Annotated in this window: 14 protein-coding genes; 4 read left to right on the forward strand and 10 right to left on the reverse strand. The window is 66.2% G+C overall.

Features of this window, described 5'->3' with window-relative positions; all coding sequences use genetic code 11:
• The first annotated feature begins 60 nt into the window (after positions 1 to 60).
• A complete protein-coding gene (locus QCE88_RS05455) occupies positions 61 to 363 on the forward strand; it encodes a hypothetical protein (RefSeq protein ID WP_309899866.1) in 303 nt (100 codons plus the stop codon).
• Positions 364 to 493: 130 nt separating this feature from the next.
• Positions 494 to 1,459, forward strand: a complete 966-nt coding sequence (locus QCE88_RS05460) for a threo-3-hydroxy-L-aspartate ammonia-lyase (protein ID WP_309899867.1) — start codon at positions 494 to 496, stop codon at positions 1,457 to 1,459.
• A gap of 20 nt (positions 1,460 to 1,479) precedes the next feature.
• On the opposite strand, the gene QCE88_RS05465 is transcribed toward QCE88_RS05460, so the two are convergent.
• The 3 genes from QCE88_RS05465 to QCE88_RS05475 are packed head-to-tail and all read right to left on the reverse strand — an operon-like array spanning position 1,480 to position 4,747.
• Complete coding sequence (locus QCE88_RS05465; protein WP_309899869.1) at positions 1,480 to 2,148, reverse strand: LysE family transporter; 669 nt, start codon at positions 2,146 to 2,148, stop codon at positions 1,480 to 1,482.
• A gap of 2 nt (positions 2,149 to 2,150) precedes the next feature.
• Complete coding sequence (locus QCE88_RS05470) at positions 2,151 to 3,155, reverse strand: asparaginase (RefSeq protein ID WP_309899870.1); 1,005 nt, start codon at positions 3,153 to 3,155, stop codon at positions 2,151 to 2,153.
• Positions 3,152 to 4,747: a UbiD family decarboxylase gene (locus QCE88_RS05475; RefSeq protein ID WP_309899873.1), complete on the reverse strand. Its 1,596-nt coding sequence runs from the start codon at positions 4,745 to 4,747 to the stop codon at positions 3,152 to 3,154. The genes QCE88_RS05470 and QCE88_RS05475 overlap by 4 nt, the downstream gene beginning before the upstream one ends.
• A gap of 587 nt (positions 4,748 to 5,334) precedes the next feature.
• On the opposite strand from QCE88_RS05475, the gene QCE88_RS05480 reads away from it, so the two are divergent.
• The gene (locus tag QCE88_RS05480) at positions 5,335 to 6,504 is read left to right on the forward strand and encodes a transglycosylase SLT domain-containing protein (RefSeq protein WP_309899875.1); all 1,170 of its coding nucleotides are present in this window, start codon (positions 5,335 to 5,337) and stop codon (positions 6,502 to 6,504) included.
• Positions 6,505 to 6,585: 81 nt separating this feature from the next.
• Here QCE88_RS05480 and QCE88_RS05485 read toward each other — a convergent pair whose 3' ends face one another.
• From QCE88_RS05485 to ribBA, 4 genes are read right to left on the reverse strand one after another with little or no spacing between them, the layout of a single operon-like run.
• Positions 6,586 to 7,779, reverse strand: coding sequence for a pyridoxal phosphate-dependent aminotransferase (locus tag QCE88_RS05485; RefSeq protein ID WP_309899877.1), 1,194 nt, complete (start codon positions 7,777 to 7,779; stop codon positions 6,586 to 6,588).
• Positions 7,780 to 8,220: a transcription antitermination factor NusB gene (nusB, locus tag QCE88_RS05490; RefSeq protein WP_309899879.1), complete on the reverse strand. Its 441-nt coding sequence runs from the start codon at positions 8,218 to 8,220 to the stop codon at positions 7,780 to 7,782.
• Positions 8,217 to 8,726 carry a 6,7-dimethyl-8-ribityllumazine synthase gene (ribH, locus tag QCE88_RS05495; RefSeq protein ID WP_309807635.1) on the reverse strand — a complete coding sequence of 170 codons (510 nt, stop codon included), beginning with the start codon at positions 8,724 to 8,726 and terminating at the stop codon, positions 8,217 to 8,219. Before ribH ends, nusB begins: the two co-directional genes overlap by 4 nt.
• Positions 8,727 to 8,775: 49 nt before the next feature.
• A complete protein-coding gene (ribBA, locus tag QCE88_RS05500) occupies positions 8,776 to 9,939 on the reverse strand; it encodes a bifunctional 3,4-dihydroxy-2-butanone-4-phosphate synthase/GTP cyclohydrolase II (RefSeq protein ID WP_309899881.1) in 1,164 nt (387 codons plus the stop codon).
• 179 nt (positions 9,940 to 10,118) lie between these two features.
• Between ribBA and QCE88_RS05505 the strand changes: the two genes are divergently transcribed.
• Positions 10,119 to 10,631 carry a hypothetical protein gene (locus QCE88_RS05505; RefSeq protein ID WP_309899883.1) on the forward strand — a complete coding sequence of 171 codons (513 nt, stop codon included), beginning with the start codon at positions 10,119 to 10,121 and terminating at the stop codon, positions 10,629 to 10,631.
• On the opposite strand, the gene QCE88_RS05510 is transcribed toward QCE88_RS05505, so the two are convergent.
• Genes QCE88_RS05510 through hemL form a run of 3 tightly spaced genes read right to left on the reverse strand, consistent with a single transcriptional unit; the run spans position 10,555 to position 13,638 of the window.
• Positions 10,555 to 11,166, reverse strand: a complete 612-nt coding sequence (locus QCE88_RS05510; protein ID WP_309899885.1) for a riboflavin synthase — start codon at positions 11,164 to 11,166, stop codon at positions 10,555 to 10,557. The two genes, QCE88_RS05505 and QCE88_RS05510, sit on opposite strands and share 77 nt — an antisense overlap.
• A 57-nt stretch (positions 11,167 to 11,223) precedes the next feature.
• Positions 11,224 to 12,336 carry a bifunctional diaminohydroxyphosphoribosylaminopyrimidine deaminase/5-amino-6-(5-phosphoribosylamino)uracil reductase RibD gene (gene ribD, locus QCE88_RS05515; protein WP_309899887.1) on the reverse strand — a complete coding sequence of 371 codons (1,113 nt, stop codon included), beginning with the start codon at positions 12,334 to 12,336 and terminating at the stop codon, positions 11,224 to 11,226.
• 18 nt (positions 12,337 to 12,354) lie between these two features.
• Positions 12,355 to 13,638 carry a glutamate-1-semialdehyde 2,1-aminomutase gene (gene hemL, locus QCE88_RS05520; RefSeq protein ID WP_309899889.1) on the reverse strand — a complete coding sequence of 428 codons (1,284 nt, stop codon included), beginning with the start codon at positions 13,636 to 13,638 and terminating at the stop codon, positions 12,355 to 12,357.
• Positions 13,639 to 13,666 lie beyond the last annotated feature (28 nt).

Below are 13,666 nucleotides of genomic sequence, written 5' to 3' on the forward strand. Positions count from 1 at the left end.
ATACCGTCGCTCATGTTCCGCGCAAGCCGGAAACGATGCGAAGCGACGAGGAGAACGAAAGTGAAAAAGCTCGGTAGTGTGTTGGTGGCTGGCGCGCTGGGCGTCGGCTTCATGAGTGCGGCACAGGCGCATGTGTCGATTGGCGTCGGCATCGGGGTGCCTGCTTATCCGGTTTATGCCGCGCCGCCTCCGCCGGTGTATATGGCTCCGCCGCCGCCGGTGTATGTCGCGCAGCCGCCGGTCGTTTATGCGCCGCCGCCCGCGGTGGTTTATGGTGGCTATGGCGGTTATGGTTATTACGGTCGGCCGTACTACCGTCACCACGGTTATTACCGGCACGGCCCGGGTTACTGGCGTCATTGAGTCAACCCGAACACCAGTCTGAAGTAAGGGCGATTCGCTATAAAGCGCGTCGCCCTTGTTGTTTCCGGCACCCGGGCAGCGCGGCATAAACTGGGACAATGCCCTTTCCTCCCAGCACAGGTTGCCGCCGATGACCTCCCTTCCCGCACCCACCTACGATGACGTCGCCGATGCCGCCCGACGCCTCGAAGGCTTCGCCCATCGCACGCCGGTCCTGACGTCGCGTACCGCTGACGACCTTGCCGGCGCCTCGCTCTTCTTCAAGTGCGAGAACTTCCAGCGCATGGGCGCGTTCAAGTTCCGCGGCGCGTGGAACGCGCTGTCACACTTCGATGCCCGCCAGCGTGCGGCCGGCGTCATCACTTACTCATCGGGCAATCATGCGCAGGCCATTGCGCTGTCGGCGAAACTGGCGGGCATACGCGCGACCATCGTGATGCCCGAGGACGCGCCGGCCGCGAAAATGGAAGCCACGCGCGGCTATGGCGGCGAAGTCATCACCTACGACCGCTATACGCAGAACCGCGAGGAGATCGGCCGGCAACTCGCCGACGAGCGCGGCATGACGCTCATTCCGCCCTATGACCATCCGCACGTGATCGCCGGTCAAGGCACGGCGGCGAAGGAGCTGATCGAGGAAACCGGGCCGCTCGATTATCTCTTCGTCTGTCTGGGCGGTGGCGGGCTGATCGGCGGATGCGCGCTCGCGGCGGCCGCCCTTGCGCCGGACTGCAAGGTGATCGGCGTGGAGCCGGAAGCGGGCAACGATGCGCAACAGTCGCTGGCGCGCGGCGAGATCGTGCATATCGACGTGCCGCGCACCATCGCCGATGGCGCCGCGGCCACGCATGTCGGCGCTTATAACTTTCCGATCATCCGCGAACACGTGGAGCGCATCGTCACGGTGAGCGATGCGCAACTGATCGACACGCTGCGCTTCTTCGCCCAGCGCATGAAGATGGTCGTCGAGCCGACGGGATGCCTCGCGGCGGCAGCGGTCCTGCAGAAGATCGTGCCGGTCGAGGGCAAGCGCGTGGGCGTGATCGTGTCCGGCGGCAATGTCGATCTCGCGAAGCTCTCGCAGTACCTTGCCTGAAGGCGCCGTGTACGCCGGGATCAGCTTGCCGCGTGCACGATCAGATCGCGATATCCATTGACGATCACGCTATAGGCGAAGTACGCGAAGAGCACTGCCGACATCACATGACAGGCGCGCAGCAGCCGTGTGCCGGCGCGTTTGCGGCCGTGGCTGGCCAGCGTGCAGATGAAGAGCGTCCAGGCGAGGCCGCCGCAAAAGAAGCCGGTCAGGAACAACGACGCGCTGACGGTGCTCGTCGCGCCCGCCTTGGCAATGAGCGCGCCGCCGACGGCCGCGAACCACAGGATCGCACTGGGCGACGACACCGCCAGCAGGCAGCCGCGCACGAAGCTCTTCCAGTGCCGGGGACGCGGCACGGCGAGATCCGCCTCGCCTTCGACGGGCGGCGCCGACGCCGGATCGAGCGCCTCGCGCGCCATCTTCCAGGTGAGGAACAGCAGCACGATGGCGCCGCCGATCCACACCACCCAGCGCACGGCGGGGAACTGCAGCAGCGCCGTCATCCCGAGCAGCGCGAGCGCCGCATAGAACAGATCGCCGAAACAGGTGCCGAGGCCCAGCACGAGCCCCGGCTTGAAACCGTGTGACAAGGCCAGCGAGATGATCGCGACGTTGGCGATGCCGATATCGAGGCACAGCGACAGCGACAGAAAAAATCCGTCCGACAGCAACGACCACGCATGCATGTTCAAGCCTGATGGGAATGCAGCGTGAAGCGCACGTCGAGCTGGCCGGTCGGCACGCCCATGGTGTTGCGCACGACGGGTTGACGGAAGGCGGCGAGCGCGTCGCGCTGCTGCGGCGTGCCGATGCCGAGCTGATCAAGCACGTGAACGACGACCGCGTTCAGCACCGCGGTATTGCCGTCCTCGATCTTGATCGCGATGCCGAGCGTGCCGTGCTCGCGCCGCACGCCGATCGCATAGCACGCATCTGCGCCGGTCTTGCCGACCAGCGTGCCGTCGAAGGCCTGCATCAGCAGCGTGCAGAAACGCCCTTCGCCCGCGACGAGTTCGGGATGTGCCGTCATCGCCCGGTAGATGCGGGCGAGCGGCGCGTCTTCCGGAGCGTCGGCGATCTTCATGAAGAGCTGCGCGAGATGCGCGAGCGGGAAGGCGGGCGTCGGCAGGTTGCAGCCGTCGATGGCCCATTGCACTTCGTCGTCGGCCAAGTCTGCGGCGCGCGCCATTGTGCGTCTCACGTGCGCCTGTAGCGGATGGCCGGGCAAGTGATAGTCGGCGAGCGCAAGACCCATCGCGCGAGCGCCCGCGAGCATGCCGGCGTGCTTGCCGGAGCAGTTGCTGCACACGGCGGTCGGCGTGAAGCCGCGTTTGATCCAGTCGCGCTGCACCGCGTCCGAGATCGGCGGATGGCCGCCACAGCGCAAGTCGCTCTCGCTCGCCTGCGTCTTCGCGAGCATCGCGCGCACGCGTTCGACATGGCGCGGCTCGCTGCTGTGCGAGGCGCACATCAGCGCGAGATCTTCTTCCGTGAAGCCGAAGCGTTCGAGCGCGCCGGTCTCGATGACCGCCAGCGCCTGTGCGGGCTTCGCCGCCGAGCGCGGCAACGTGACGCGCTGCGGGTCGCCGAACGAATGCACGAGCCGGCCCTGCGCATCGACCACGGCGACGTGCGCCGCATGCGTGTTCTCGACGATGTCGCCCCGATAGAGCGTCGCTGCGAGCGCGCTCATGCGTCGAGCCCGAGTTCGGCCCACAATCCGTCGACGCGGCGTTTCACCGCCTCGTCCATCACGATGGGACGGCCCCATTCGCGGTTCGTCTCGCCGGCCCACTTGTTGGTGGCGTCGAGGCCCATCTTCGAGCCGAGTCCCGCCACCGGCGACGCGAAATCGAGGTAGTCGATCGGCGTGCTGTCGACCATGACGGTGTCGCGCGTGGGATCGACGCGCGTCGTGATCGCCCAGATCACTTCCTTCCAGTCGCGTACGTTGACGTCCTCGTCCACCACGACGATGAACTTCGTATACATGAACTGGCGCAGGAAGCTCCACACGCCGAACATCACGCGCTTGGCGTGTCCCGGATAGCTCTTCTTCATCTGCACGATCGCCATGCGATAGCTGCAGCCCTCGGGCGGCAGATAGAAGTCGGTGATCTCGGTGAACTGCTTCTGCAACAGCGGCACGAAGACTTCGTTCAGCGCGACGCCGAGCACGGCCGGTTCGTCGGGCGGCTTGCCGGTGTAGGTGGAATGGAAGAGGGCGTCGCGCCGCATGGTGATCTTCTCGACGGTGAAGACCGGGAACCACTCCTGTTCGTTGTAGTAGCCGGTGTGATCGCCATACGGGCCCTCAAGCGCGTGCTCGTAGCGCGCGGCGGCACCCGTCGAGGGACGCGGCGGTGCGCCTGCGGGCGCGGCTGCGGGATTGCCGTCGTGCGGATAGATAAAGCCTTCGAGCACGATCTCCGCGCGCGCCGGCACCTGCAAGGTGTCGACGCCCGGCGTCAGGCACTTCGCCAGTTCGGTACGCGAGCCGCGCAACAGCCCCGCGAACTGATATTCGGACAACGAATCCGGCACCGGCGTGACCGCGCCGAGAATGGTCGCCGGGTCCGCGCCGAGCACGACGGCGACCGGATACGGCTTGCCCGGATTCGCCAGCGCGAACTCGCGGAAATCGAGCGCGCCGCCGCGATGCGCGAGCCAGCGCATGATGAGCTTGTTGCGTCCGAGCAGTTGCTGGCGGTAGATGCCGAGATTCTGGCGCGGCTTGTTCGGTCCGCGCGTGACCGTGAGGCCCCAGGTGAGCAGCGGTCCTGCGTCGCCGGGCCAGCAGGTCTGGATCGGCAGGCGATAGAGGTCCACGTCCTGGCCTTCCCATACGACTTCCTGGCAAGGCGGCGCGCTGACCGATTTCGGCGCCATGTCCCATACCGCCTTGGCGAGCGACAGCAATTTGCCGGCGTCCTTCAAGCCTTTCGGCGGCTCGGGTTCCTTCAGCGCCGACAACAGCCGGCCGACGTCGCGCAGCGAACCCAGCGCGGCGACGTCGCCGCCGAGGCTCGTGTCCGCACTGCCGGGCGCGTCCGTTTCGATGCCCATGCCCAGCGCGACGCGCCGCGTGGTGCCGAACAGGTTGGCCAGCACGGGCATGGTGTGGCCGGTGGGCGCTTCGAACAGCAGCGCCGGGCCGCCTGCGCGCAGCACGCGGTCCGAGATTTCGGTGATTTCGAGAACAGGGGAGACAGACTGCCGGATGCGGCGCAGTTCACCGAGCGCTTCGAGGCGGGCGGTGAAGTCGCGCAGGTCTTTGTATTTCATCGATGCTCGCAGGTGGACTCGGGACGCCCGCGGGGCAGGTCTGCACAGGGCGGGACGGCTGCGCGCCAGACGATTGTCGATTTTACCTGTGCTCGCGTCCGTGCGTTGGGGGACATTCAGCGAAAAACCGTGTCGAGCGCAGAGAAAACGTGCTTTTCGGGCACTGAACACTGTTCAATATAACTGTAAGTAATTGAAACGGAAGTCTATAGCATTGACGGATCATTAAACCCTGCTAGAATCGCTTGGCATCCAAAGCAGGTTTTGAAACTTTTTACCGCTGCCTCAGGTCTTTACAGACGCACATGCGTCGCCTGCGCCGAACCTGCCCGGCGACTCATGGCTGTTGGTTGTCCTTGCCGGCGTTTCTCACGCCGGTTTTTCGCGTCGAAGGTCACCTGCGCATTCAGGGCATGCAGTACGTGCCGCGCAACCCGGTGCTCATGCCGGATCGACCTTCCAGACGGCGCATGCCGTATCCCCGATGCCGCTTACGCTTGCCAAGAGCGAGCGGTGTCTGATTTGTGCTTTTGATATGGGCTTTATTCATATTCATCTGCGCTAATCATGCAACATTGGGAGCATCGATGAACGCTTGGTTATCGTGGGGTTCCGACACTCGCGCCGCGCAACTCGTGCGCATTGCGCTACGTCGTGGACGCCGTTTGAGTCACCATCTCTTCAGCCTGGTTGGCGGCTTCGCCGTCATCACGGCGCTGTCGCTGTGGCTGCTGCCTTCGTGGCGCACCACACTCGCCGCAAAGGTCATGCCGTTCGTGTCCGCTGCCGTGCAGGCCGGTCCGGCCCGCCTGCTCGCGGGGCAGCCGCTGCCGCCGTTCTCGGCCGTGCATCGGCCGACGAACGACGCCATGCTGCCGGTGAACCTGGCTGTGAACAACGCCAGCGCCGCCAACGCGCCCGCCGCGGACAGCAAGGCGCCCGGCGCGGTCACGCCGTCGCTCGGCGCTGCCGCCAGCGACGACGACAGCACCCGCCAGCTGACCGGCGGCATCAGTCTCGCCGTTTCGCCGAACGGTCTCGACCCGCGCACCATGCCGTCCGTGGGCATGCTGGCGAGCCTGATCCCGGCACAACGTGTCGTTGCCGATGCGCGCGACGACCGCGTACTCGTCTCCACGCGCGAGCAGAAGCTCGTCGCGAACTTCATCGCGCGGCGCTATCGCGTGGCGGAAGAGCCGGTCAGCGACCTCGTGCGCGCGGCCTTCGACACGGGCCGCGAAGTCGGGCTCGACCCGCTGCTGCTGCTTTCCGTGATGGCGATCGAATCGGGCTTCAATCCGTATGCCGAAAGCGGCGTGGGCGCGCAGGGGCTGATGCAGGTGATGTCGAAGGTTCACTCGGACAAGTTCCAGTACTTCGGCGGCTCGCACGCGGCGCTCGATCCGCTCGCGAACATCAAGGTCGGCGCGCTCGTGCTGAAGGACTGCATCGCGCGCGGCGGCTCGGTGGCGGGCGGTCTGCGCTTCTACGTCGGCTCGACGACGCAGGACGACGGCGGCTACGGCGCCAAGGTGCTGGCCGAACGTTCGCGTCTGCGCGACGTTGCGCGCGGCCGCAACGTGCCGATCAACGCTCCGCAGGCGCCGGTCCAGGCTGCGCCCAAGCAGCAGGTGCTGGCGTCCGCCTCGCCCGAAAAGCGCGTTCACGTGACGATCGATACGTCGAAGAAGCAGGGCGCGCAGGACGATGGCGACGCGGAAACGAAGCATGTCGCGTCGGCGGAATTCGGCGCCTGATGGCTGCCTGACGCGTCTGACCAATGAAAAATGGGCACCCGAGGGTGCCCATTTTTCATGGTCGGGACGGGCGCAGTCAGATCAGCGGCTGAACAAGGACCCCAGCCGTGCCACCGCCTCTTCGAGCTTCGCGTAAGCCGTCGCATACGAAAGACGCAAATAGCGCTGCGGCGCATGAAACCCGAAGTCGGTGCCCGGCACGAGCACCACGCCCGCGTCATGCAGCATCGCGTGCGTGAGCGCGTCGCTGTTGCCGGCGGCGGGATGGCGCACCGTGGTGGTGTCGGCGTATACGTAGAACGCGCCGTCCGGCACCACCGGCACGCCGAAACCGAGCGAGCGCAGCGCCGGCACGATGTAGTCGCGCCGCCGCTTGAATTCGCCGCGGCGAGCCTCGTAGATCGCGAGCGTCTCGGGCTCGAAGCAGGCGAGCGCCGCATGTTGCGCGAGCGCCGACGCGCAGATGAACAGGTTCTGCGACAGTTTTTCGAGCGCGCCGACCATCGCGTGCGGCACGACGAGCCAGCCGAGCCGCCAGCCGGTCATGTTGAAGTACTTCGAGAAGCTGTTGACCGTGACGACGTCGTCGCCGAAGGAGAGCGCGGACACGGGTTTCGCGTCGTAGCTCAGCCCCTGGTAGATCTCGTCGACGATGGTGAAGCCGCCGCGCGCACGCACCGCGCCAATGATCCGCCGCAGTTCGTCCGGCTCGATCGACGTGCCCGTCGGGTTCGACGGCGACGCCAGCAGCACGCCGCGCGTCTTGTCGTTCCAGTATTCCTCGACATGTCCGGCCGTCAGCTGGAAGCGTTCCGCCGGACCGCTCGGAATCAGCACCGGCTTGCCGTCCGCGGCCGACACGAAGTGCCGGTTGCACGGATAGCAGGGGTCGGGCATCAGGACTTCGTCGCCGTGATCGACCAGCGCCATGCACGCAAGCAGCAGCGCCGCCGACGCGCCCGCCGTCACGACGATGCGCGCCGGGTCGATATCGAGGCCGAAGGCATCGCGGTAATGCTGCGCAATGGCCTCGCGCAGCGCGTGGATGCCGAGCGCGTTGGTGTACTGCGTGACGCCGCGTGTGAGGGCGTCGGCGGCGGCGCGGGTGACGGGCTCGGGCGCGGTGAAATCCGGCTCGCCGATGCTCATGTGGATGATGTCGCGGCCGGCGCGTTCGAGCACCTGGGCCTGCTTCATCAGCTCCATCACGTAGAACGGCTCGATGGCGCCGACCCGCGACGCCAGCCTCACCAGCGGCTCCGCTGCGTGGTTCATCTACTGGGCTCCGCGCCCGCGCGCCTGCGCCTCGGTGGGCCGCATGGCGACGGCGAGCTTGTCGAGCACGCCATTCACGTACTTGTAGCCGTCCGAGCCGCCGAAGGTCTTCGTCAGTTCGACCGCTTCATTGATGACGACGCGATACGGCACGTCGATGTGATGCTTGAACTCGAAGGCCGCGACCAGCAGCACCGCGCGTTCGACCGGCGACAACTGGTCGATCGGCCGGTCCAGGCACGGCTGCAACTGCTCGGACAGCGCGTCCGCTTCCTTGATCACGCCGTGCAGGATGGCGTCCAGGTGTTCCTGGTCGGCCTTGTCGAAACCCTGCGTTGAACGCAGCTGCGCGTCGATTTCACCGGCGGGCGCACCGGACAGCAGCCATTGATAAAGCCCTTGCGTCGCGAGCTCGCGCGAACGGCGTCGTGCGCTCTTCATGCGCGGTCCTCGTCTTCTTCGTCTTCGTCTTCTTCATCGCCGCCGAGCTGCTCGAGCGCGACGGACAGATTCGCCATTTCAACGGCGACGCGCGCGGCGTCGCGGCCCTTTTCGGTCATGCGCGCGACGGCTTGCTCGTCGTTCTCGGTCGTGAGCACCGCGTTCGCCACCGGAATGCCGAAGTCGAGCGCGATGCGCGAAATGCCCGCGCCGTTCTCGTTCGACACCAGTTCGAAGTGATAAGTCTCGCCGCGCACGACGCAGCCGACCGCGATCAGCGCGTCGAACTGGCCGGACTCGGCCAGCTTTTGCAGCGCGAGCGGAATTTCCAGCGCGCCGGGGACGGTGACGAGCAGCACGTCTTCACCGATCACGCCGAGACGTTCCAGTTCCTCGATGCATGCATCGGCGAGGCCGTTGCACACCGGTTCGTTGAAACGCGACTGCACGATGCCGATACGCAGGCCGTCGCCGTCGAGGTTCGGCTGATATTGTCCGATTTCCATGAATTGAATCCGTTGGTTCTGTTGGAGAGAGGCGGCGTCTGAGAGGTCGTCAGGCCGAGCGCAGCTGCGCGACGGACGGCTCGACGGGCGCGGCGGTCGCGGGGCAGCCGGGCATCGGGATGAAGCCCGTGACCTCGAGTCCGTAGCCCGACATGCTGCCGAGCTTGCGCGGATTCGAGAGCACCTGCATCTTGCCGACGCCGATGTCGCGCAGGATCTGCGCGCCGATGCCATAGGTCTTGAAGTCGATCGGCCGACGCTGCAACTCCTTGGCCTTGTGCTGCTGGTCGAACGCCTCGAACACGGCCACGAGATGTTCCTTCGTGTCGCCGCAATTGAGCATGACGATGGCGCCGAGGTCGCGCGCGGCGATTTCCTTCATCGCGGCGTCGAGGGTCCACGAGTGCATGGAGGCATCGATTTCGAGCAGGTCGAGCACCGACAGCGGTTCGTGCACGCGCACCGGCGTTTCCTGCTCGGGACGCGGCGTGCCGCGCACCAGCGCGATGTGCGGCGAATGCGTGGGCTCGTCGCGATACAGGATCGCGCGGAACGAGCCGTGCGCCGTCTGCATGGTGCGCTCGGAGACTTTCTCGATGATCGATTCGGTGCGGCTGCGATAGTGGATCAGGTCGGCAATCGAGCCGATCTTGATGCCGTGCTGCTCGCCGAACTCGATGAGATCCGGCAGGCGGGCCATTTCGCCGTCGTCCTTGATGACTTCGCAGATCACGGCGGCGGGCGTGAGGCCGGCGAGCGCGGTGAGGTCGCAGCCGGCTTCCGTGTGGCCGGCGCGCACCAGCACGCCGCCGGGCTGCGCCATGATCGGAAACACGTGACCGGGCTGGACGATGTGGTCGGCGCGCGCGTCCGGCGCGACTGCCGCCTGGATGGTACGGGCGCGGTCCGAGGCGGAGATGCCGGTGGTGACGCCCTCGGCGGCTTCGATGCTGACCGTGAACGCGGTGCCGTACTGCGTGCCGTTGCGCTGCGTCATCAAGGGCAGGTTGAGCTGCTGGCAGCGCTCCTGCGTGAGCGTCAGGCAGATCAGGCCGCGGCCGAATTTCGCCATGAAGTTGATGGCTTCGGGGGTGACGAATTCGGCGGCGAGGATCAGATCGCCTTCATTCTCGCGATCTTCTTCGTCGACGAGAATCACCATCCGGCCGGCTTTCAGTTCAGCGATGATCTCAGGAGTGGAGGCGAGCGACATGATGACGTCCCGTAAGGGTCCGGTTCGGGGAAAGGGCGTATTTTACGCCACGGCCGCCACGCGGGCGGTGAAATCCACGGGACGGCGGACGGGAAATTGCCTAGGCCATTCGGACGAATGGTGCGCACGCGCCGAGCCTGAGAGACTGGCTGGACCTCAACTCTCACGGCGTGACAACCATGATCAGCATGAAGCACAGGAACGGATCACAGGCGCTGACCGCCGCGGATCCGGCACTTTCCCCGGATCGCGCGGCGGTGCGCATCACGGACTATTTCGAGGCGCGGCTGCTTGAAATCGAGCGGCAGTGGATCGAGGGGGGCAATGCGGAGGCGTTCGACCTTCTGATCGAACGCCTGGATAAGGAAGTACTGCCCCAACTCAGGAGTGCGCCGCGCATGGGGCGCGATGTTTCCGGACAGATTCCGGAACAGTTCGAAGCGGCGCTCTGCGTGGGTTATCTCGTCGAGCTGCTGGAGCGGGCGAGGGCGGCAGGCGGCGAGCTGTACGTGCACGAGTTCGGCGACGCGCCGTCCGGAGAATACGCACTGCTCTATCTGCTTGCGCAGGACACGCTGTACCTGGTGTCGATCCGGGAGACCGGCGCCGGCGGCGTCACGACGCGCTCATCATCCGTTCCACATAGCGCGCAATCAGATCGATCTCCAGATTCACCCGGGTGCCCGCCTTGAGCGCGCTCAGCGTCGTCACTTCGACGGTATGCGGAATCAGGTTGATCGAGAACTCGCTGCCATCGGGGCGGTCGGTGACGGTGTTGACGGTAAGGCTCACGCCGTTCACCGTGACCGAACCCTTGTAGGCGAGATACTTGCCGATATCCTTCGGCGCGACGATGCGCAGCTCGTGCGACTCGCCCACCGGCTCGAACTTGGAAACGACGCCCAGGCCGTCCACGTGTCCTGAAACGAGATGGCCGCCCAGGCGGTCGTGCGCGCGCAGGGCCTTTTCCAGGTTCACGCCGGCGCCGGCCTCGCCCAGACCCACCGTCTTGTTCAGGCTTTCGCGCGACACATCGACATCGAAGGACTCGGGCGTCTTCTGGATCACCGTCATGCAGGCGCCCTGAATGGCAATGCTGTCGCCGAGTTCGACGTCGCTCAGGTCGAGCCCGCCGGCCGCGATCGTCAGGCGAACGCCCGCGTCCTGTGCGCCGAGCGGCGTGACTTTTTCGATGCGGCCCATCGCCGCAACAATTCCTGTGAACATCTGGAGCGTTCCTTTCGAATCAAAAAACGGAATCAAACCCGGGAGACCGGGGTGCCGTCAGCTTGCCACGTTCGCATCGGCGAAGCGCGCCAGAATGCGTAAATCGTCGCCCAGACGGTCGATGCGATGAAATTTCAGATGCGGACGCGCGTCGAGCGTTTCAGGCGGCGCGAAGTCGAACATGCCGGGCGCGCTGCCGAGCAGGCTCGGCGCGAGATAGACCAGCAATTCGTCGACGCAGCCTTCGCGCAGCAGCGAGCCGTTCAGCTTGTGGCCCGCTTCCACGTGCAGTTCGTTGATGCCGCGATCGGCGAGGGCCGTGAGCATGGCGGGAAGATCCACCTTGCCCTGCTCGTTCGATACCTCGAGCAGCTCCACGCCTTTGTCGCGCAGCGCGGCGGCGCGCGCGGGATCGGCGTCGGCGGCATGGAAGATCCACGGCGGCGCGCCGTCGAGAATGCGGGCTTCGGGCGGCACGTCAAGACGGCTGTCGATCAGCACGCGCTGCGGCTGGCGCGGCGTATCTACCGCGCGCACCGTCAATTGCGGATCGTCCTCGCGCACCGTGCCGATGCCGGTCAGGATCGCGCAGGCGCGGGCGCGCCACGCGTGGCCGTCGGCGCGCGCGTCCTCGCCGGTGATCCATTGGCTGGCGCCGGACGGCAGCGCGGTGCGGCCGTCGAGCGTGGCCGCGACCTTCATGCGCACCCACGGCCGGCGCCGCGTCATGCGCGACACGAAGCCGATGTTCAGCTCATACGCTTCGTTCGCGAGCAGCCCGCAGCGCACGTCGACGCCCGCATCGCGCAACATGGTCAGGCCGCGCCCGGACACGGCCGGATTCGGATCTTCCATCGCGGCGATCACTTTTTCAACGCGCGCGTCGATCAGCGCGTGCGCGCACGGCGGCGTGCGCCCGAAATGACTGCATGGTTCGAGCGTCACATAGGCCGTGGCGCCGCGCGGGTCCTTGCCGCGCGAGCGCGCGTCCTTCAGCGCGCGAACCTCGGCGTGATCCTGACCGGCCGGCTGCGTGAAACCCATGCCGATCACTTCGCCGTTCTTGACGAGCACGCAGCCCACGCGCGGGTTCGGCGTCGTCGTGTACATGCCTTTCGAAGCGAGCGCGAGCGCGCGCTCCATGTGCGTGAAATCGGTTTGCGAGAACATCGGCGCGGCCCGGAAGCGTCAGGCCGCGAGCGACGCGAACGCGCCGCGCGCCGCGTCGAGCGTCGCGCCGATCACGGCGTCGTCGTGGGCGCTCGACACGAAGCCTGCTTCGAACGCCGACGGCGCGAAGTACACGCCCGCGTCGAGCATGGCGTGGAAGAAGGCGTTGAAGCGCAGCGTGTCGCCTTGCTGGATCTGCGCGAAACTCGCCGGCACCTGTTCGGAAAAATACAGGCCGAACATGCCGCCGATCGAGTCGGCGCAGAACGGAATCCGGGCCTCGCGCGCAGCGGCCGTCAGGCCGTCGACCAGCTTGCGGGTCTGCTTCGCCAGGTCGTCGTAGAAGCCGGGGCGCTGGATCAGGCGCAAGGTCGCGAGACCGGCGGCCACTGCAATCGGATTGCCGGACAGCGTGCCCGCCTGATAGACGCCGCCCAGCGGCGCGAGATGGGCCATGATGTCGCGCCGCCCGCCAAAGGCCGCCGCCGGCATGCCGCCGCCGATCACCTTGCCGAGACACGTAAGGTCGGGCTTGATGCCGTAGACCTCTTGCGCGCCGCCGAGCGCCACGCGGAAGCCGCACATCACTTCGTCGAAGATCAGCACGGCGCCGTATTCGCTGCAGCGTTCGCGCAGCGCATTCAGGAACTCGGGGGTCGCGCGCACGAGATTCATGTTGCCGGCCACCGGCTCGACGATCACCGACGCCACTTCCGCGCCGAAGGCCTTGAACGCCTCGTTCAGCTGCTCGACGTTGTTGTATTCGAGCACCGTGGTGTGCTTCGCGATGTCGGCCGGCACGCCCGCCGAAGTCGGATTGCCGAAGGTGAGCAGGCCAGAACCGGCTTTGACGAGCAGGCTGTCGGCGTGGCCGTGATAGCAGCCTTCGAACTTGATGATGCGGCTGCGGCCCGTAAAACCGCGCGCCAGACGCAACGCGCTCATGGTGGCTTCCGTGCCCGACGACACCATGCGCACCTGTTCGATCGACGGCACGAGCTTGCAGATTTCCTCGGCAATCTCGATTTCGGCTTCGGTCGGCGCGCCGAACGAAAAACCCTGCGCCAGCACGCGCTGCACGGCTTCGAGCACGTCCGGGTGAACGTGGCCGAGGATCATGGGACCCCACGAGCCGATGTAGTCGATATAGCGCTTGCCGTCCGCATCCCAGAAATACGGGCCCTGTGCGCGCTCGATGAAACGCGGCGTGCCGCCTACCGAGCGGAACGCCCGCACCGGCGAGTTCACGCCGCCCGGAATGGTTCGCTGTGCGCGTTCGAAGAGTGCTTGATTCTTGGACATGGATGGAAGCCTGCGCTGAAGGTGAATG

This window comes from Caballeronia sp. LZ035, assembly GCF_031451175.1.
Taxonomy (GTDB): domain Bacteria; phylum Pseudomonadota; class Gammaproteobacteria; order Burkholderiales; family Burkholderiaceae; genus Caballeronia.

Bases quoted from the DNA above. Each gene is read 5' to 3' on its own strand.
- nusB (WP_309899879.1), bottom strand. From the start codon at position 8,220: ATGAAGAGCGCACGACGCCGTTCGCGCGAGCTCGCGACGCAAGGGCTT.
- ribBA (WP_309899881.1), bottom strand. From the start codon at position 9,939: ATGTCGCTCGCCTCCACTCCTGAGATCATCGCTGAACTGAAAGCCGGC.
- QCE88_RS05465 (WP_309899869.1), bottom strand. From the start codon at position 2,148: ATGCATGCGTGGTCGTTGCTGTCGGACGGATTTTTTCTGTCGCTGTCG.
- ribD (WP_309899887.1), bottom strand. From the start codon at position 12,336: ATGTTCTCGCAAACCGATTTCACGCACATGGAGCGCGCGCTCGCGCTC.
- QCE88_RS05485 (WP_309899877.1), bottom strand. From the start codon at position 7,779: ATGAACCACGCAGCGGAGCCGCTGGTGAGGCTGGCGTCGCGGGTCGGC.
- QCE88_RS05480 (WP_309899875.1), top strand. From the start codon at position 5,335: ATGAACGCTTGGTTATCGTGGGGTTCCGACACTCGCGCCGCGCAACTC.
- hemL (WP_309899889.1), bottom strand. From the start codon at position 13,638: ATGTCCAAGAATCAAGCACTCTTCGAACGCGCACAGCGAACCATTCCG.
- QCE88_RS05475 (WP_309899873.1), bottom strand. From the start codon at position 4,747: ATGAAATACAAAGACCTGCGCGACTTCACCGCCCGCCTCGAAGCGCTC.
- QCE88_RS05470 (WP_309899870.1), bottom strand. From the start codon at position 3,155: ATGAGCGCGCTCGCAGCGACGCTCTATCGGGGCGACATCGTCGAGAAC.
- QCE88_RS05460 (WP_309899867.1), top strand. From the start codon at position 494: ATGACCTCCCTTCCCGCACCCACCTACGATGACGTCGCCGATGCCGCC.
- ribH (WP_309807635.1), bottom strand. From the start codon at position 8,726: ATGGAAATCGGACAATATCAGCCGAACCTCGACGGCGACGGCCTGCGT.
- QCE88_RS05505 (WP_309899883.1), top strand. From the start codon at position 10,119: ATGATCAGCATGAAGCACAGGAACGGATCACAGGCGCTGACCGCCGCG.
- QCE88_RS05510 (WP_309899885.1), bottom strand. From the start codon at position 11,166: ATGTTCACAGGAATTGTTGCGGCGATGGGCCGCATCGAAAAAGTCACG.